Below are 17,204 nucleotides of genomic sequence, written 5' to 3'. Positions count from 1 at the left end.
CGGAACGGGGCACGGCGTCCTACCCTCCGTCGCACTGGAGCGTCGCCATGACATCGCTGCTCGCCGAGGGCCCCGTCGCCGGCCCGGCCCCCTCACCCCGGTCCCGCCGGGTGTTCCCCTGGGTGGTCTTCGCCCTCACGTTCGCCCTGCTGCTCTCGGACTACATGTCCCGGCAGGTCCTGTCCGCCGTCTTCCCCTTCCTGAAGGCGGAGTGGGCGCTGACCGACACGCAGCTCGGCGCGCTCACCAGCGTCGTGGCGCTGACCGTCGGGCTGCTGGCCGTCCCGCTGTCCCTGCTCGGCGACCGCTGGGGCCGGGGGCGCGCGATCGTCCTCATGGCCACGATCTGGAGCCTGGCCACGGCCGGCTCCGCCGTCGCGGCGAACTACGAGCAGCTGGTCCTGGCCCGCGTCTTCATCGGCGTCGGTGAGGCCGCCTACGGCAGCGTCGGGCTGGCCGTGGTCCTGGCCGTGTTCCCCGCCTACCGCCGGGCGTCCTTCACCGGCGCGTTCATGGCCGGGGGGTCGTTCGGCTCGGTGCTCGGCGTCGCGCTCGGTGGCTGGCTGGCCGTCCAGTTCGGCTGGCGCTGGTCGTTCGCGGCCATGGCCGTCCTCGGCCTGGTCCTGGTGGCCCTCTACCGGCTGCTGGTCAGCGACGCGAAGCTCGCGCGGCACCGCGTCGCGGACGCCGCCGAGGGCGAGCCGGTGGCGACGGGGGGCCGGGCGCGGCTGCGGACGCTGGTCAGCACCCCGTCGGTGGTCTGCGCCTACGTCGGCAGCGGCCTGCAGCTGTTCATCGCCGGCTCGCTGTTCGCCTGGCTGCCCAGCTACCTCAACCGCGCCTACGGCCTGCCGCCGGACCGGGCAGCCGCCGTCGCCGCCGTCGCCATCCTGTCCATGGGCCTGGGCATGATCGTGTGCGGCTGGGTCACCGACCGGCTGAGCCGGCGCGCGGCCATCCGCAAGTGGACGTCGGCGATCGCCTACTCCGTCGTGTCGCTGGTCTGCCTCGGGATCGGGTTCAGCCTGGCGCCCGGTGCGGGGCAGCTCCTGCTCCTGGCGGTCGGCGTCTTCTTCGTCGCCGGCACCACCGGCCCGGCCGGCGCCATGGTGTCCAACCTGACCCACGAGTCGATCCGGGCGACCGCGTTCGGCGTGCTCACCCTGGCCAACAGCCTGCTGGGGCTCGCCGCGGGACCGCTGGTCACGGGCATCCTCGCCGACCGGCTGGGCCTGGTCGGTGCGATGCAGCTGGTGCCCCTGGCCGCAGCCGGCGCGCTGGTCGCGCTGGTCCTGGGCTGCCGGGCCTACCCGGCGAGCCTCGCCCGGGTGCACGCCGCGAGCGCCCGGTGAGCGCAGCCGTCGTCCCGGTCCCCGCGCCGCCCGGTGGAGCTGCGGGTCCCGGGGACGGCCCGGCCGCCGGCGAGCAGGCCCGGCCCCGCCGATGGCCGGGGCTGCTCGCCGCCGCAGGGGGCCTGGGCGCGGCGCTGCTGGCCCACCACCTGGTGCCCGCGGTCGGCGTCCTCACCTGGGCCGTGGCGCTCGGGATGGTCGCCGGCAACACCCGGCTGCTGCCCGCGGCGGCGCGGCCGGCACTCAGCCACCTGACACGGCGGCTGCTGCGGACCGGCATCGTGCTGCTCGGGTTCGGGGTGTCCTTCGGGGCGATCGTGGCGCTGGGGCCCGGCACGATCGCGCTCGTCGCGGGCACCCTCGTCGCCACGCTCGTGGTCACCACGTGGCTGGGCCACCGGGCGAGGCTGGGCCGGGCGCGCAGCCTGCTGATCGGAACCGGCTTCGCCATCTGCGGCGCCTCGGCCATCGCCGCCATGGAGGAGACCGCGGGCGCCGACGAGGAGGACGTCGCGGTGGGCATCGCGATGGTCACCCTGTTCGGCACCGTGGCGATGGTGCTGCTGCCCCTGCTGCAGCGACCGCTCGGGCTCAGCGACGTCCAGTTCGGGATCTGGGCCGGCGCGAGCATCCAGGAGGTCGGCCAGGTCGTCGCGGCAGCCGGCGCCGGTGGCGCGGCGGTCGTGGGGGTCGCCGTCGTGGTCAAGCTGACGCGGGTGCTGCTGCTGGCGCCGGTGGTCGCGGCGGTCAGCGTCCGGCGCCGGATGGCCGACCCCGAGCGGCGCCCGGCCGGGAAGCGGCCGCCGCTGGTCCCGCTGTTCGTGCTCGGGTTCCTCGCCTGCGTCGCGCTGCGCAGCACCGGGGTGGTCCCCGCGGGGGTGCTGGCGGTCGTCGAGCACGTCCAGGTGGCGACGCTGGGGGCGGCGCTGTTCGGGATGGGCGTCGGCGTCCGGCTCTCGTCACTGTTCCGGGGCAGCGGTCGGGTGCTGCTCGTCGCGGCGGTCTCCACCCTGTTCGTCGCCGGGGTGTCCCTCGCCGGCGTGGTGCTCCTGGGCGGGTGACCCGGTCGGGGCCGGTCAGTGGACCAGCGCCTTCAGCCCGATCAGCCCGGCCCCGATCAGCGCCACGAGCGCGCCCTTGAGCAGCGCGTGGTGGGACGCCGCGCCGGCGAACCGGGCCGCCCAGTAGCCGTAGAAGCCGATCAGGCCCAGGCCGGTCCACTTGGCGACGGTGAACGCGGTGTGGACCTCGAGCAGCCCGAGCGCGGACAGCACGAAGAACACGGCGGGGAAGGCGACGCCGAAGCCGACCGCCGCGGCGTCCTCGGCCATGTGCCCGAACTGCGGCCGGGTGACCGGCCTGCGGGTGCTGGTCTCCGCGCCGACGACCTCGCTGTAGACCTCGGCGAGCCCCACCGCCAGGGCCGTGCCGAGCAGCCAGACGGCCATGACCCACGCCGCCGGCGGGTGCTTCTCGATCGCCACGACCAGGGCCAGCCCGATGATCGAGCCGTAGACCACCTTGCCGACCTGCCGGGACCCCAGGTGCGCTTCCAGACTCGCCCGCATGGCGGCAGGGTCGACCCGTGCCGGTGCGGCGCGCACCGTCCGGGCCGGAGGATGTGTCGACCTGCCGGGCCGCGCTCAGCGTCAGCCGACGGCTCCGGGGACGACGGCGAACAGCCGTTCCCGCACGGACTCGCGCAGCATGAGGGTCTCCTCGATCCGGACGAGCTGCTCCTCGTCGGCGGGCAACCCGAACACGCTGCTGAGGAAGCGCGGCAGGTCGGCGCGGTAGTCGTGCTGCGTCGCCGCGAAGGCCCCCGACGAGGTCTGCGCGTTCTTCATGTCCACCAGGCCCTGGAAGAACGAGGTCACCGGCCGCCACCGCATGGCCGGCGGGATGCCGCGGGGGCTCCCGACGGCGACCGGCTCGAGCGGTGGCCGCGCGGGGCCCAGCCAGTCCGGGGGGTACCAGAGCAGGTCCTGGCCGAACTTCGTCACCCCGTCGTTGTCGTGGCTGAGCAGGACGAAGCGCGGCGCGCGGCCCCGCTGCTCGACGATGGCGGCGTACTGGGCGTGGTCGTTGACCACGGCGACGGCGTCGGCGTCCACGTCCAGGCGGTCGCCGCGGGTGACCTGGCGCATCCACCCGCTCCCGTACGGCGTGCCGATCCACAGCGCGCGGTCGATCCCCATCGCGTCGAGACCGAGCGTCCCCCAGTGCAGGAACACGTCCTGGCTGGTGTGCGCGCCGAGGCTCTCGCCGAACAGCGCGATGCGCGGACGGCGACCCGGGCGCTCGCGTAGTCGCTGCAGGACCCGCAGCCACAGCAGCCGGTTCTGCTCCCGCGCGGTGTGCACCATCCCGAGGGACAGCGGCGACGGTCGGCGCGAGTACTGCAGGGTCACCGTGGCGACGTCGCCGAGCGCGAGGTACTGCAGCGCGGCCACCGCGACGTAGTTGACGTAGCCGGTGCCGGTCGGGGAGACCAGGACCAGCAGCGACCGGTCGAACGCGCCGGTCCGTTCCAGTTCGGCCATCGCGAGGTCCACCCGGGCCCGCGGGGTGGGCGCGTTGTCCAGCCCGACGTACACCTGGACGGGGGCGGCGCGTGCCGGCGTGCCCATGACGGTCTCGATCGACAGGTCCGGCACGCCGTCCGGGAGTCCCTCGAGCGGCTGCGGGCGGACCGAGGCCAGCGCGTGCAGCCGGCCGTCGCGCCCCATGCCCTCCCAGGCGACCAGGCTGCCGGGGCCGCCGCTGACCGTCGGCGGCACCCACCGGTCGCCCTCGCCCGGCTCGAGCACCGGGACGTCGACCGACGTCCGCGCCTCGATCCGCCGCATCGCCCGGTGCCACACCGTGGAGACGCCGAGCCCCAGGCCGGCGAGGGAGCCCGCGTGGCCGGCCAGTCGCCAGACCTCGGGCGGACCGGGCAGGACGGCGGCCAACCGGCGGGCGGCGAGGTCGGTGAGGGCGTGCTCGCCGTAGGCGACGCCGCCGAGGGACCCGACGATCCCCGACGCGACGGCCAGCGAGGTCAACGGCGAGGGGGCCGGGGGACCGTCGGTGCTCTCCGTGTGCCCGCGCGCCCGCAGCCGGTCCAGCGCGAACGCGACGCCGAGGCCGACGGGGACCGCCAGGGGGACGGCGGCCAGGCGTCCGCCGAGCCGGAGGCGATCGTCGAGCGCACGCGTGCCGAGCTGGGCGCCGCCGAGCAGCGCGCCGCCGAGGCCGGCGGCACCGAACCGCCAGGCGGCCTGGCGCACGGCTCCCCGCAGCGTGTCGTCGGCCCGCGGCGGCAGGGCCCGGAGCACGGCGAGCCCGGCGGGCACGGCCGCGCAGTCGAGCGCCATCGTGGCGGCGCGCTGCGCGGCCGGGGACCGTCTCCCGGCGAGGACACGGGCGGTGGCCACCAGCACGTCCTGCGCCCCGACCGACAGCAGGTAGTGCACCCCGGTGGCCAGCCCGGTCACCAGGCCCTGGTCGAGCGCGGTGCGCGGCGAGAGCGACGGGGTGAACGTGCCGGGAGCCGTCGCCGCGGCCACCACCAGCCCGACGTCCGGCGGGGAGCCCGGCGCCGGCCACCGCACCGGGATCCGTCGTCGCGTGCGCGCTGCTGCTCGTCCCATGGCCGGATGGTGGCCGCGGGCCGGCGTCCGCGGCTCATCCTCCTGGTAGGAGTTGCGCCCGCCGCGGTCTCCGTAGCGTCGTCCCTCCTCCGAGGGGAGCGGGCGATGACGACCGAACCGGTGACCAGGCCCCCCGACGACCGCACCGACGTCGTGTCCACGCCGCCGGCGCCGCCGGCCGACCCGCAGCGACGTGCCCGGCGGTGGACGCGGTGGCTCCCGCGGTACACGTGGAGCGGGACGGTGGGCGCGGTCCTGCTCGGCTGCGCCTCGCTCACCCCGTCGCTGCTGCCCCGGGGCTGGCTGCTGCAGGGCCTCATCGCCGGGATCACCGCGGCCATCGGCTACGGCGGAGGGGTGGCGGTCGCCTGGTTCGTCGCCGAGGTCACCGAACGCCGGCTCTCCGCCGGGACCCGGCGCCTCGCCTGGCGGGCGCTGGCCGTCGCCGGGCCGGCGCTGGTCCTGGTCGCACTGGGCTTCGGCGCGTACTGGCAGCGGCAGATCCACCTGATCATGGGCCTGGACCCGCCGGAGGGGTTCTCCTCGCTCGGCATCGTCGTCGTGGCGGTGCTGGTGTTCGCCGGACTGGTCGCGATCGCCCGCATCGTCCGGCGCGCGGCCCGCTGGCTGGTCCGGGTCCTGGGGCGGGCGCTGCCGGGGCGGGTCGCCCGCCCGCTCGGGGTCGTCGCCGTCGTCGTCCTGCTGGTCTTCCTGCTCAACGGCGTCCTCTTCCAGGGGCTGGTCGAGGCCATGAACTCCACGTTCAGCGTCAAGGACGACGGCACGGAGGAGGGCGCCGTCCGCCCCACGATCCCCGAGCGGTCGGGCAGCCCCGGGTCGCTCGTGCCCTGGGACCAGTTGGGTCTGCAGGGGCGCAACTTCGTCGGCACCGGGCCGACGCCGGAGGAGCTCACCGCCTTCTCCGGCCGCCCGGCGCGCCAGCCGGTCCGCGCCTACGCCGGCCTGGCGGCCGCCGAGGACGTGGGCGACCGCGCGGCCCTGGCCGTCCGCGACCTCGAGCGAGCGGGTGGCTTCGACCGGGAGGTCCTCGTCGTGGTCACCACCACCGGCACCGGCTGGGTCGACCCGGCGGCCAGCGGCGCGCTGGAGTACGCGCTCAACGGCGACAGCGCGATGGTGGCGATGCAGTACTCGTACCTGCCCAGCTGGCTGTCCTTCCTCGTCGACCAGGCCAAGGCCCGGGACGCCGGGCGGGCGCTGTTCGACGCCGTGTACGGGACCTGGGCGCAGCTGCCGCCGGACGACCGGCCGGAGCTGTACGTCTTCGGGGAGAGCCTCGGGACCTTCGGCGGCGAGGCCGCGTTCAGCGGCCTGGCCGACATCCAGAACCGCACCGCCGGGGTGGTGTGGGCCGGGCCGCCGAACTTCAACGAGCTGTGGCGCGGCCTGGTGGCCGACCGGGACGCCGGCTCGCCGGAGTGGCTGCCGGTGTACGACGAGGGCCGGACCGCGCGGTTCGCCGACGAGGCGCCCGACCTCGCCGCACCGCCGGCCCCGTGGGAGACGCCCCGGGTGGTCTACCTGCAGAACGCCTCCGACCCGATCGTGTGGTGGTCCCCGCGGCTGCTGCTGAGCCGACCCGACTGGCTCGAGGGCGCACGCGGGCCGGACGTGTCGCCGGACATGGCCTGGCTGCCGTTCGTCACCTTCTGGCAGGTCACGGCCGACCTGGTGTTCTCGACCGGGGTGCCCGACGGGCACGGCCACAAGTACGAGGCCGACTACGCGGACGCGTGGGCGGAGGTGGTCCAGCCGCCCGGCTGGACCGACGCCGACACCGACCGGCTGCGGCAGCTGGTCGGCGGCGGCTGACGTGCCCAGGCCGCGGGAGTGACGACGTCGGCCGCCCGCCGCCGGCGGTACCGCCTGTTCTCCGGCGCCGTCGTCGTCGCGATCGCCGCGGTCGACGTCGTCGACCACCTGCTGCACCCGCCCTGGTGGGTGCGCGGGCTGCAGGGCGCCGCGCTGCTGGCCTGGGCGCGGTTGGACGGACTGACCTGGGCCCAGCTCGGTCTGGGCCGGGACCGGCTGCGGTCGGGCTGCCGCTGGGCGCTCGGGGCGGTCGCCGTCGTCGCCGGCGTCTACGTGGTCGGCGTGCTGCTCCCGCTGACCCGGCCGGCGTTCCAGGACGAGCGCTACGACCTCCCGCTGCCCGACGCGCTGCGCACCGCACTGGTGGTCATCCCGCTGGGCACGGTGCTGCTCGAGGAGCTGGCCTTCCGCTCGGTGCTGTGGGGGGCCCTGTCCCGCCACTGCCGCCCGTGGCAGGTGCTGGTCACCACCGCGGTGCTCTTCGGGTTGTGGCACGTCTTCCCGGCGCTGGGCATCGGCAGCACCAACCGCGGCGTCTCCGGCGCGGTCGGGGACGCGGGCAGCGGCGTCGTCGTGCTCGCCACCGTCGCCTTCACCACGGTCGGCGGCCTGGTCTTCGGGGAGCTGCGCCGGCGCAGCGGCAGCGTCGTCGCGAGCGCGGGAGCGCACTGGGCCACCAACTCCCTGGGCGTCCTGTTCGGCCTCCTCGCCCGGCAACTGGACGCGACGGCACGCTGACCTGCGGCGTCCGGGGGCGCGGTCACCCTCCGCGGGTGATGCCGGCCGGCCCGGCCGCCGCCACGGTGACACCGGTCCGCCGCCGGAGCCGTCGGGGACCAGGAGGTGCGCCGGTGACCGCGCTCGTGACGGGGGTCGTCCCCGAGGACGACGACCCGCTTCCTCTCGGGGTGTCGTTCGTCGACGTCCTGGTGGCCCGGGTCGCCGCCGAGTACGGCGCGGACCCCGCGGAGGTGCGCGACCGGGCCGTGGCGGCGCTGGCCGCGTTCGCCGGCGCCCGGGTGCAGGCGTTCGTCCCGATCCTGGTGGAGAAGAGGGTGCGGGAGACCTACCGCGGCGGCCGGTGAGGGGGCGGCCATGACCCCGGTCCCGCCCGGCCTGCGCGCGCTGACCGGCTACCGCCGGCAGTGGCTGGTCAAGGACGTCGTCGCGGGGGTCGTGCTCACCACGCTGCTGGTGCCGCAGGGGATGGCCTACGCCCAGCTCGCCGGGCTGCCGTCGATCACCGGCCTGTACACGACGATCACCTGCCTGCTCGCCTACGCGCTGTTCGGCCCGTCGCGCATCCTCGTGCTCGGCCCCGACTCCTCGCTGGGGCCGATGATCGCGGCGACCGTGCTGCCGCTGGTGGCCGCGGGCGGGGACCCCGAGCGGGCGGTCGCGCTGGCCTCGATGCTGGCGATCATGACCGCGGCGGTGATGATCGCGGCGGGCTGGGCCGGGCTGGGCTTCGTCGCCGACCTGCTCTCCAAGCCGACCATGATCGGCTACATGAACGGGCTGGCGCTGACCATCCTGGTCGGCCAGCTGCCCAAGCTGCTCGGGTTCTCGGTGGACGCCGACGGGCTGCTGGCGGAGGTGGTGGCCTTCGCCCGGGGGGTCGCGGCGGGGGAGACGGTACCGGCCGCCGCGGCGGTCGGGATCGGCGGCATCGCGGTGGTCCTCGCGCTGCGCCGGTGGGCGCCCCGGGTGCCGGGCGTGCTGGTCATGGTCGTCCTGGCCATCGCCGTGAGCAGCGCCTTCGACCTGGGGCAGCGGGGCGTGAGCCTGGTCGGGGTGCTGCCGGAGGGCTTCCCGCCGCTGACCGTCCCCGCGATCGCCTGGTCCGACGTCGCACCGCTGCTCGCCGGGGCGCTGGCGATCGCGCTGGTCTCGCTCGCCGACACGATCTCCACCGCGTCGTCCTTCGCCGAGCGCACCGGCCAGGAGGTGCGCGGCAACCAGGAGATGGTCGGCATCGGCGCGGCGAACCTGGCCGCCGGCCTGTTCCAGGGCTTCCCGGTCAGCACCAGCGCCTCGCGCACCGCGGTGGCCGAGCGCGCGGGGATGCGCTCGCAGCTGACCGGGGTCACCGGCGCCGTCCTCATCATCGTGATGATCGTGTTCCTGCCGGGCCTGTTCCGGGACCTGCCGCAGGCGGCACTGGCGGCGGTGGTGATCACCGCGTCCCTCTCCCTGGCCGACGTGCCCGGCACCGCGCGCCTGTGGCGCCAGCGGCGCGTCGAGTTCAGCCTGTCGCTCGTCGCGTTCGCCGGGGTGGCGCTGCTCGGCGTCCTGCCCGGCATCGCAGTCGCCGTCGGCCTGTCGATCCTCAACGTCTTCCGCCGGGCGTGGCGCCCGTACCAGACCGTCCTCGGCCTGGCCGACGGCGTGGCCGGGTACCACGACGTCCGCTCGTACCCGGACGCGCGGCAGCTCCCGGGGCTGGTGATCTACCGGTTCGACGCGCCGCTGTTCTTCGCCAACGCCAAGACCTTCCGCGACGAGGTCAGGGCCATCGCCCGCGCCGAGCCCGCGCCCCGGTGGATCCTGGTCGCCGCCGAGCCGATCACCGACGTCGACACCACGGCCGCCGACGTCCTGTTCGACCTCGACCGGATGCTGGACGAGCACGGTCAGACCCTGGTGTTCGCCGAACTCAAGGACCCGGTCCGGCGCAAGGTCGAGCGCTACGGGCTGACCCGCGAGATCGAGCCGCACCACTTCTTCCCGACGGTCGAGGCCGCCGTCGACGCCTTCCAGCAGCAGACCGGCGCCACGTGGCCGGCACCCCGCCCGGCGCCGGACGTGGAGAGCGGGGTCCTCCAGCGACCGGACCCGCCACCCCACGTGCAGGCGTGAGGCCGGGCGCGCGGCGTGGTCAGCCGTCCCGCCGGGCCGGGGGAGGGGTGGGGTCCGCGCCCACCGGCGCGGTCCGTGGCCTGGGAAGCGGGGCCGCGGCGCTGCGGCCGAGGGCCAGGTGCCAGAGCGCCGCCCAGTGCAGGCGCCCGCGCGGCGGCCGGATGCCCGGCCGCTCCCGCGGCAGCCGCACCCGCAGCGCGCCCGGCCGGACGACGCAGCGGACCGGCGTGGACAGCTGCACCGTCTCGCCGTCGATCCCGACCGGGACCTCGGGGACGTCGGCGGTCACCAGCACCTCCCGCGTCTCCGCGCGCCGCATCCCGCGCCGGTGGGCGCCCTGCAGCAGCCCGACGGCCTGCCGCGCGGTGTCCACCCGCACCGCGATCACGCCGAGCACGCCGCGGTCGAGCCGCGAGCGCCGGCCCATCCCGGCGAGGTCGGAGTCCTCGTAGGGGTTGTTGCTCACCAGCAGCGCCTGCGGTGCGTCGATGATCGCGTCCCCGGCCTCGGCCACCAGGTGGGCGCCGCGCCGGCGGCTGAGCAGGTCCGGCAGCGCCGCCAGGGTGGTGCCGCGCTTGTCGTCGCGGTAGGCGGGGTCCTCCACGATCTCGGCGTACGCCCCGAACGAGGCGTTGTTGACGAACGGCCGCCCGTTGACCTCGCCCAGGTCGATCCGGGCCTCCACCCCGTCGCGCAGCGCCTCGAGGCAGCGGGCGGGGTCCTGGCGGTCCAGTCCGAGGTCGAGGGCGAAGTGGTTGCGGGTGCCGGCGCTGACCACCAGGAACGGCACCCCGTGCTCGGCGGCGACCTGCGCCACCAGCGCCTGCGTGCCGTCGCCGCCGGCCACGCCGAGCAGGTCCGCGCCGCGGGCGAGCGCGTCCCGCGCCAGCTGCTGGACGTCGGTGCCGGGCCGGTCGAGCAGCGCCACCTCCGCGCCGAGCTCCTCGGCCCGCTCCCGCAGCCGGAACCGGCCGACCTTGCCCCCGCCCGAGCGCGGGTTCATGACCACGAACGGGCGCCGGGGCGGGGGGACCTCGGTCACCGGCAGCACCCACTCCGACCGGTCCGGGGCCAGCGCGGTGTGCGCCGCGGCCACCCCCACGGCCAGCAGCACCGCGGCCACGACCGCCACCCACAGCAGGCCGGCGACCGCGAAGACCACGACCAGCGCCACCGGCGCGCCCAGGGCCAGGGCGAGCGCGAGCCAGCGCACCGGCCCGCGGTGCAGCAGGACCCAGAAGCCCGCGGCCACGACGACAACGACGGCCGCGACGGTCAGCAGCACCAGCCACAGGCCGCCATCCCCGGCGAAGGACAGGAGGAGCAGGAAGGCGGCGGCGACCAGGACCAGGGCGCCCCGCGCCCACCACCGCCGGGCACGCACCGAACCCACCGCACACCTCCCTGGGCCGTCGTGCCGCGATGCTCCCGGGCCGGGGCCGCCGGGTGCTCACCCTCCCCGGACGGTTCTGCGCGGCGCGGTGCGGGGTGCCGGGAGCGGGGTGGGGACCGGTCGCGCCGTCCCCGGCGGGGGAGCGGTGCCGGCCGCGGTCCGGGCGGCCCGCCGCCAGTCGCTCGGGCTGGTGCCGAACCGCCCGCGGAACCAGCGGGTGAAGGCGCTGGGCGCCCGGAAGCCGAGCAAGCCGGACACCTCGGTGAGCGAGTACCGGTCGGAGGACAGGTAGCGCTCGACGAGTCCGGCCCGGGTGGCGTGCACGACCGACGAGAAGCTCTCGCCCTCCTCGGCCAGGCGCTGCTGGAGCACCCGCGGGCGCAGCCCCAGGTGCCGGCTCACCTGCTGCACCGAGCAGCGGCCCAGCGGCAGCAGCATCTCCACGGTCTCCGCCACCTGGTCGACTGCCGTCCGCGCCCCGGGCGCCACGACCGTGTGCAGGAACCGCTGGCTGTAGGGACGCAGGGACGGGTCGGAGATGACGACGGGAGCGGCCAGGTCCTGCGAGCGGAACACCAGGCAGGTGGCGTCCTGCCCGAACCGGACCCCCGGGCCGAACACCCGGTGGTAGGCGCCCGGGTCGGCCGGCTGCGGTCGGGCGAAGGACGCCGACAGCGGCGTCCAGCCGCCGCCCACCAGCGCCCGGATCACCCCCAGGACCGCCGCCATGGTCAGGTCGAGCGCCTGGTCGGTCGGCGCGGGCTCCCCGAACTCCAGCCACAGCGTGAGCGTGGCCAGGCCGTCGAGGCTGGCCAGGCGCACGTGCAGGGCCTCGTTGTACACGCGCTCGTACCGGATCAGCAGGTCCAGGGCACTGCCGAGGTCCGGCTCGTCGCGGAGCACGACGCTGATCGGCCCGAGGGCGCCGAGCCGCCGCAGCTCGGCCAGGCGCAGTCCGAGGTCCGGGCAGTCGGCGTCCCGGGCGGAACGCTCGAGCACGCGGGCGACGGCGGCACCGGGGAGCCACCGGTCCGGGACGTCGAGATCGGAGACGTCCAGGCCCTCGGAGACCAACGCGACGGCCGGGTCCAGGCCGAGCGACCGCGCCAGGTCGGCGTACCCGGTGAGCGCCGCACTCCGCACGCGAGGCCGCATCGGCGTCCCCTCCTCGGCGATGCGCGAAAAGGTAAGAGGCGGAACCCGATCCGTAAAGCGCCCTCCGGCCCTCCTCCCTACCGTGGCACCACCGGATGGTGGACGACCGGTCGTGCTGTGGTCCCCCTCCGCCCGTGCCCCTCGGAGGACGCCGTGCCGTGTCCGTCCCGCACCGTCGCTCCACCGGGGTGGTGCGTCCCCGCGCCGCGCCGGCCCGTCCAGGAGGGCGCCATGCCGTCACTGATCCCGCGCCCCGGAGGAGCCCGTCCCGCCGACGGGGTCGCCGTCCTCACCGACCGCGACGTGGAGCTGTTGCGCCACCTGGCGGAGGGCCGGTCGACGGCCCAGATCGCGGCGGCCATGGCGGTCACGAGCAACACCGCCCGCACCCGCATCCGCCGGGTCCGGGGCAAGCTGGCGGCCGCCGGGCGCCCGCAGGTCGTGGCGGCCGCGCGGGGGCGCGGGGTCATCTGACGCCGCCGGACATCCGCGTCTCCCGTGGCCGAGTCGCGGATGTCCGGCGGTGGGTCACACTGGGGGCACCTCGCCAGGCGGGCGACAGAGGGCCCGCGGGTCCGTGGTGCGCGCGCCTGGCGAGGCCCGGCACACGCCCAGCCCGGTCGTCTCTCCGGCGGGACCTGCCGGCCGCGGCCGGACCGCCCGCCGGCGTCCTGCGGCCCTGACCGGCGCCGGGGCAGGATCGGGCGCATGGACTGCCGCGCCCGGGACCTCGGCCGGTGAGCGGGCCGCGGACGCGCGGCCGGTTCCCGCGGGCGGTCTACGGCCGGGGCGACGAGCCCGACCCCCGGTTCAGCCTGGCCAACGAGCGCACCTTCCTCGCCTGGATCCGCACCTCGCTGGCCCTGGCCGCCGCCGGCGTGGCCCTGGAGGCGCTGGAGTTCCCGCCGTCGCCGGGCCTGCGCCTGGCCTGCGTCCTGGTGCTGGTCGGGCTGGGCATCCTGGCGCCGCTGCAGGCCTGGTGGGGGTGGGTGGCCACGGAGCGGGCGATGCGCCTCGGGCGGCCGCTGCCGGCGCCCCGGCTCTCGCCGGTCATCGCCGCGGGCACGCTGGCCGCCGGCGTCCTCCTGCTGCTGGGCGTGCTGCTGCGGTGAGCGGGGCGCCGGACCGGGTCTTCGACGCCGGCCTGCAGGCCGAGCGGACCGCGCTGGCCTGGCGGCGCACCGCCCTGGCCCTCGGCGTGGGCGCGGTGGGCGCCGGCCGGTTGGCCGCGCCGGTGGTCGGCGCGCTCGCCGTCGCCCTGGCCGCGCTGGGGCTGGTCCAGGCCGTCGCCGTGGCCGTCGCCGCCCAGCGCAGGTACCGGCTGGCCTCCCGGTCCCTGACCGCGCGCGGCGACCTCTCGGCGGTCTCCTCCGGGCTGCCGATCGCGGCGCTGGCCCTGACCGGGGTCACCGTCGGGCTGCTCGCGCTGGCCTTCGTCCTCGACCCCCGTAGCTGAGCCGGCCGCTCAGGCGGGCGCCAGCCGGCGGCACTCCGGGCACGGGTCGGCCGAGCCCAGCCCGCGCCGTCCGCTCCAGCTGCCCTGCACGACGGCGACCGGGGTGCCGCAGACGGCGACCCACGGCGGCGGTCCGTCGGCGGCGTCCCGGGGGACCGCGTGCGCCCGCCCGGACTCCTGCTCCCGGCCGGCGGCGTGCGCGCTGCTCGTCATGGGCTCCAGCATGGGCGGCCCGGGAAACCGGTCGACGGGCCGGTCCCGCGGCGGCCAGGGTGTCGGCCGTGGAGCACCGGATCCCCGTGGCGCCGGACGTCGAGCTGTGGGCCGAGGAGCGCGGCGACCCCGCCTCCGCGCCGCTGCTGCTGGTCATGGGCGCCAACGCCAGCGGGGTGGTCTGGCCCGACGCGCTGGTCGACCGGCTCGCCCGGCAGCACCGCGTGGTCCGCTACGACCACCGCGACACCGGCCGCTCCACGCGCGCGTTCGCGCAGCGGCCCTACGCCGTCCGGGACCTCGCCACCGACGCCGTCCGCCTGCTCGACGCGCTCGGCATCGACCGTGCGCACGTGGTCGGCATGTCGATGGGCGGCACGCTGGTCCAGCTGCTCCTCCTGGACGCGCCCGGCCGGCTGCGCAGCGCCACGGTCCTGTGCACCTCCGCGCTGGGCACCGGCCTCGCCGACGTCACCGGGGAAGGCGCGCTGCCGGGGCCCGACCCCCGACTGCTCGCCCACTGGGAGTCGATGGGGGAGGAGCGGGACGCCGGCGCCGAGCTGGCCTGGCGGGTCGAGCACTGGCGGCTGCTCTCGGGAGGAGGCCTGCCGTTCGACCCGGCGGAGTTCCGCGCGCTGGAGGAGCGGGTGGTCGCCCACAGCGGCACCCACCGCAGCCCGCTCGCCCACGCGCTCGCCGACCGGTCCGGACTCGACCGAGGCGCCGAGCTGGCCGCCGTCCGGGTGCCGACGCTGGTGGTCGAGGCGCCGGCGGACCCGATCAACCCACCGCCGCACGCGGCGCACCTCGCGGGGCTCATCGGCTCCGCCCGGCTGGTGACCCTCCCCGGCACGGGCCACGCGCTGCCGGCCGCCGCGGTGGTCCCGCTGGCCGAGGCGATCACCCGGCACACCGCCGCGGCCGACGCACGGGATCAGCCTGCGGCCCCTTGATCGGCTCCCGGCCCGGAGGCAGGCTGTGACCCACAACACAGACCGGGTCAGCCGCCGGGAGGCCGTCGTGGAAGCACGAGTCGGGGACAGGATCGTCGTCCACTCCACCCACCAGGGAGAGCCGGAGCGCCACGGCAGGGTGCTCGAGGTACGCGGCCAGGGCGGCGGACCGCCCTACGTCGTCCAGTGGGACCCCGACGGGCACACCGGGGTCTTCCACCCGGCCGCGGGCTCGTGCGCCGTCGTCCCCGAGCCGGCGAACGGCTGAGCCCGTGGCCAAGGACACCGGGCCCGCCCCGGCCCCGCGCCCCGCCGAGAGGGTCCGCAACGTGGCCCTCGTGGGCCACGCGGGCGCGGGCAAGACCACCCTCGCCGAGGCCCTGCTGGTCGCCACCGGGGCGATCCCGCGGGCCGGCCGGGTGGAGGAGGGCACCACCTGCCTGGACAACGAGGAGGTGGAGGTCCGGCAACAGCGGTCGGTGTCGCTCGGCGTGGCCACCGTCGAGCACGCCGACCACCGCATCACCCTGCTCGACACCCCCGGCTCGCCGGACTTCGTCGGTGAGCTGCGGGCCGGGCTGCGGGCCGCCGACGCCGCCCTGTTCGTCGTCTCCGCGGTCAACGGGGTCGACGCGGGCACCGTGCAGCTGTGGGAGGAGTGCGCGGCGGTCGGCATGCCGCGCGCGGTGGTCGTCACCCAGCTGGACCGCGCACGGGCCGACGTCGAGGAGACCGTCCGGCTGTGCCAGACGATGCTCGGCGCGGGTGTCTACCCCGTGCACCTCGTCGAGCGGGGACCGGACGGATCCGTCACGGGGGTGACCTCGCTGCTCGACCCGGGCGCGGACGCCCCGGACGCCGACCGGCTCCGCAGCGAGCTCATCGAGGGCATCATCGGCGAGAGCGAGGACGAGGCGCTCATGGAGCGCTACCTCGCCGGTGACGAACTGGTCCAGAACGACCTCATCAGCGACCTGGAGACCGCCGTCGCCCGCGGCCACTTCCACCCCGTGCTCTGCGCGGCGCCGCTGCAGGGCATCGGCATCGACCCGCTGCTCTACCTGCTGGTCAACGGCTTCCCGTGCCCGATGGAGCACGGCTGTCCGCCGGTCACCCGCCTGGACGGCTCGCCGGCGCCCGCCCTGTCCTGCGACCCGGACGGGCCGCTGGTCGCCGAGGTGGTCAAGACCACGACCGACCCCTACCTCGGCCGGGTCTCGCTGGTGCGGGTGTTCTCCGGCACGCTGCGGCCCGACGCCCCCATCCACGTCTCCGGGCACGGCATGGCCGAGCGCGGCCACCCCGACCACGACGTCGACGAGCGCATCGGTGCGGTCTCCTCGCCGCTCGGGTCGAGCCTGCGCCCGGTCGCGGCCTGCCCCGCCGGGGACGTCTGCGCCGTCGCCCGCCTGACCTCGGCCGAGACCGGCGACACGCTGTCCTCACCGGAGGACCCGCGGCTGGTCCCGCCGTGGGACCTGCCCACCCCGCAGCTGCCGGTCGCGCTGGAGGCGGCGTCCCGGGCCGACGAGGACCGGCTGGCCACCGCGCTCACCCGCCTCGTCGCCGAGGACCCGACGGTGCGCCTGGAGCGCCGCCCCGACACCGGGCAGCTGCTGCTCTGGTGCGTCGGGGAGGCCCACGCCGAGGTGCTGCTGGAGCGGCTCCGCGCCCGGCACGGCGTCACCGTGCAGACCGTGCCCGTGCGCGTGCCCATGGTGGAGACCCTCGCCGGGCCGGCGAAGGTCACCGGCCGGCACGTCAAGCAGTCCGGCGGGCACGGGCAGTACGCGATCGTCATCGTGGAGGCCGAGCCCGGGGCGCCGGGGTCGGGCGTGGTGTTCGAGCAGCGGATCGTCGGCGGGACGGTGCCCAGCCAGTTCCACGGCAGCGTGGAGAAGGGCATCCGGTCGCAGGCCGAGCGCGGCGTCTCCGGCGACCGCCCGATCGTCGACGTCCACCTCGTCCTCGTCGACGGCAAGGCCCACTCGGTGGACTCCTCCGACGCGGCCTTCCAGGCCGCCGGGGCGCTGGCCCTGCGGGAGGCGGTCGCCGCCGCCGGCACCCGGGTGCTCGAGCCGTGGTGCGAGGTGCAGGTGGTCGTCCCGGGCGAGTACGTGGGCGCGGTGATGAGCGACCTGTCCTCCCGGCGGGCGCGGGTCACCGGCAGCGACGCCGACCCCGACCGCGACCGGACGACGGTCCGCGCCGAGGTGCCCGAGGTCGAGCTGCTCACCTACGCCGGCGCGCTGCGCTCGGTCTCCCACGGCACCGGCAGCTTCACCCGCCGGCCGATGGGGTACGAGCCGGCGCCGCCGTCGCTGACCGCCGTGCCCGCCTGAAGAACGGACCCCC

At 76.5% G+C, this 17,204-nt stretch carries 17 protein-coding genes; 12 read left to right on the top strand and 5 right to left on the bottom strand.

Features of this window, described 5'->3' with window-relative positions:
• Positions 1 to 47: 47 nt before the first annotated feature.
• The gene (locus tag ACI79D_RS10775; RefSeq protein ID WP_456918394.1) at positions 48 to 1,352 is read left to right on the top strand and encodes an MFS transporter; all 1,305 of its coding nucleotides are present in this window, start codon (positions 48 to 50) and stop codon (positions 1,350 to 1,352) included.
• Positions 1,349 to 2,413: a YeiH family protein gene (locus ACI79D_RS10770; RefSeq protein WP_456918393.1), complete on the top strand. Its 1,065-nt coding sequence runs from the start codon at positions 1,349 to 1,351 to the stop codon at positions 2,411 to 2,413. Before ACI79D_RS10775 ends, ACI79D_RS10770 begins: the two co-directional genes overlap by 4 nt.
• Positions 2,414 to 2,428: 15 nt before the next feature.
• Here the strand turns inward: ACI79D_RS10770 and ACI79D_RS10765 are convergent, their stop codons facing one another.
• Complete coding sequence (locus ACI79D_RS10765) at positions 2,429 to 2,920, bottom strand: hypothetical protein (protein ID WP_456918392.1); 492 nt, start codon at positions 2,918 to 2,920, stop codon at positions 2,429 to 2,431.
• 81 nt (positions 2,921 to 3,001) lie between these two features.
• Positions 3,002 to 4,987, bottom strand: a complete 1,986-nt coding sequence (locus tag ACI79D_RS10760; RefSeq protein ID WP_456918391.1) for an alpha/beta-hydrolase family protein — start codon at positions 4,985 to 4,987, stop codon at positions 3,002 to 3,004.
• Between the two features lie 105 nt (positions 4,988 to 5,092).
• Between ACI79D_RS10760 and ACI79D_RS10755 the strand changes: the two genes are divergently transcribed.
• From ACI79D_RS10755 to ACI79D_RS10740, 4 genes are all read left to right on the top strand, one after another.
• Complete coding sequence (locus ACI79D_RS10755; protein ID WP_456918389.1) at positions 5,093 to 6,820, top strand: alpha/beta hydrolase; 1,728 nt, start codon at positions 5,093 to 5,095, stop codon at positions 6,818 to 6,820.
• Positions 6,821 to 6,838: 18 nt separating this feature from the next.
• Positions 6,839 to 7,558, top strand: a complete 720-nt coding sequence (locus tag ACI79D_RS10750) for a CPBP family intramembrane glutamic endopeptidase (protein ID WP_456918388.1) — start codon at positions 6,839 to 6,841, stop codon at positions 7,556 to 7,558.
• A gap of 113 nt (positions 7,559 to 7,671) precedes the next feature.
• The gene (locus ACI79D_RS10745) at positions 7,672 to 7,905 is read left to right on the top strand and encodes a three-helix bundle dimerization domain-containing protein (protein WP_456918386.1); all 234 of its coding nucleotides are present in this window, start codon (positions 7,672 to 7,674) and stop codon (positions 7,903 to 7,905) included.
• Positions 7,906 to 7,915: 10 nt separating this feature from the next.
• Positions 7,916 to 9,679 carry a SulP family inorganic anion transporter gene (locus ACI79D_RS10740; RefSeq protein ID WP_456918385.1) on the top strand — a complete coding sequence of 588 codons (1,764 nt, stop codon included), beginning with the start codon at positions 7,916 to 7,918 and terminating at the stop codon, positions 9,677 to 9,679.
• 19 nt (positions 9,680 to 9,698) lie between these two features.
• Here ACI79D_RS10740 and ACI79D_RS10735 read toward each other — a convergent pair whose 3' ends face one another.
• Both ACI79D_RS10735 and ACI79D_RS10730 read right to left on the bottom strand, forming a co-directional pair.
• Positions 9,699 to 11,072 carry a diacylglycerol/lipid kinase family protein gene (locus ACI79D_RS10735; RefSeq protein ID WP_456918384.1) on the bottom strand — a complete coding sequence of 458 codons (1,374 nt, stop codon included), beginning with the start codon at positions 11,070 to 11,072 and terminating at the stop codon, positions 9,699 to 9,701.
• Positions 11,073 to 11,129: 57 nt separating this feature from the next.
• Positions 11,130 to 12,227, bottom strand: coding sequence for an AraC family transcriptional regulator (locus ACI79D_RS10730; protein WP_456918382.1), 1,098 nt, complete (start codon positions 12,225 to 12,227; stop codon positions 11,130 to 11,132).
• A 231-nt stretch (positions 12,228 to 12,458) separates the two neighbouring features.
• Between ACI79D_RS10730 and ACI79D_RS10725 the strand changes: the two genes are divergently transcribed.
• The 3 genes from ACI79D_RS10725 (at position 12,459) to ACI79D_RS10715 (ending at position 13,683) form a co-directional block, all read left to right on the top strand.
• On the top strand, positions 12,459 to 12,701 hold the full coding sequence (locus ACI79D_RS10725) for a response regulator transcription factor (RefSeq protein WP_456918381.1): 243 nt from the start codon (positions 12,459 to 12,461) through the stop codon (positions 12,699 to 12,701).
• A gap of 263 nt (positions 12,702 to 12,964) precedes the next feature.
• The gene (locus ACI79D_RS10720; RefSeq protein ID WP_456918380.1) at positions 12,965 to 13,339 is read left to right on the top strand and encodes a YidH family protein; all 375 of its coding nucleotides are present in this window, start codon (positions 12,965 to 12,967) and stop codon (positions 13,337 to 13,339) included.
• Entirely contained in the window at positions 13,336 to 13,683 is a 348-nt protein-coding gene (locus ACI79D_RS10715; RefSeq protein WP_456918378.1) for a DUF202 domain-containing protein, read from the top strand. Before ACI79D_RS10720 ends, ACI79D_RS10715 begins: the two co-directional genes overlap by 4 nt.
• 9 nt (positions 13,684 to 13,692) lie before the next feature.
• Here the strand turns inward: ACI79D_RS10715 and ACI79D_RS10710 are convergent, their stop codons facing one another.
• The gene (locus tag ACI79D_RS10710) at positions 13,693 to 13,896 is read right to left on the bottom strand and encodes a hypothetical protein (protein WP_456918377.1); all 204 of its coding nucleotides are present in this window, start codon (positions 13,894 to 13,896) and stop codon (positions 13,693 to 13,695) included.
• A gap of 68 nt (positions 13,897 to 13,964) precedes the next feature.
• Between ACI79D_RS10710 and ACI79D_RS10705 the strand changes: the two genes are divergently transcribed.
• The 3 genes from ACI79D_RS10705 to ACI79D_RS10695 all read left to right on the top strand — a co-directional run bounded on the left by ACI79D_RS10705 (position 13,965) and on the right by ACI79D_RS10695 (position 17,191).
• Positions 13,965 to 14,849: an alpha/beta fold hydrolase gene (locus ACI79D_RS10705; RefSeq protein WP_456918375.1), complete on the top strand. Its 885-nt coding sequence runs from the start codon at positions 13,965 to 13,967 to the stop codon at positions 14,847 to 14,849.
• A gap of 67 nt (positions 14,850 to 14,916) precedes the next feature.
• Entirely contained in the window at positions 14,917 to 15,117 is a 201-nt protein-coding gene (locus ACI79D_RS10700; RefSeq protein WP_456918374.1) for a DUF1918 domain-containing protein, read from the top strand.
• 4 nt (positions 15,118 to 15,121) lie between these two features.
• Positions 15,122 to 17,191 (top strand): elongation factor G-like protein EF-G2, encoded by a 2,070-nt coding sequence (locus tag ACI79D_RS10695; protein WP_456918373.1) that lies wholly within the window; start codon positions 15,122 to 15,124, stop codon positions 17,189 to 17,191.
• Positions 17,192 to 17,204 lie beyond the last annotated feature (13 nt).

Source organism: Geodermatophilus sp. SYSU D00708 (genome assembly GCF_054050115.1).
This window is presented reverse-complemented; position numbering and strand designations above follow the sequence as displayed.

Bases quoted from the DNA above. Each gene is read 5' to 3' on its own strand.
- ACI79D_RS10775 (WP_456918394.1), top strand. From the start codon at position 48: ATGACATCGCTGCTCGCCGAGGGCCCCGTCGCCGGCCCGGCCCCCTCA.
- ACI79D_RS10765 (WP_456918392.1), bottom strand. From the start codon at position 2,920: ATGCGGGCGAGTCTGGAAGCGCACCTGGGGTCCCGGCAGGTCGGCAAG.
- ACI79D_RS10760 (WP_456918391.1), bottom strand. From the start codon at position 4,987: ATGGGACGAGCAGCAGCGCGCACGCGACGACGGATCCCGGTGCGGTGG.
- ACI79D_RS10755 (WP_456918389.1), top strand. From the start codon at position 5,093: ATGACGACCGAACCGGTGACCAGGCCCCCCGACGACCGCACCGACGTC.
- ACI79D_RS10740 (WP_456918385.1), top strand. From the start codon at position 7,916: ATGACCCCGGTCCCGCCCGGCCTGCGCGCGCTGACCGGCTACCGCCGG.
- ACI79D_RS10730 (WP_456918382.1), bottom strand. From the start codon at position 12,227: ATGCGGCCTCGCGTGCGGAGTGCGGCGCTCACCGGGTACGCCGACCTG.
- ACI79D_RS10725 (WP_456918381.1), top strand. From the start codon at position 12,459: ATGCCGTCACTGATCCCGCGCCCCGGAGGAGCCCGTCCCGCCGACGGG.
- ACI79D_RS10710 (WP_456918377.1), bottom strand. From the start codon at position 13,896: ATGACGAGCAGCGCGCACGCCGCCGGCCGGGAGCAGGAGTCCGGGCGG.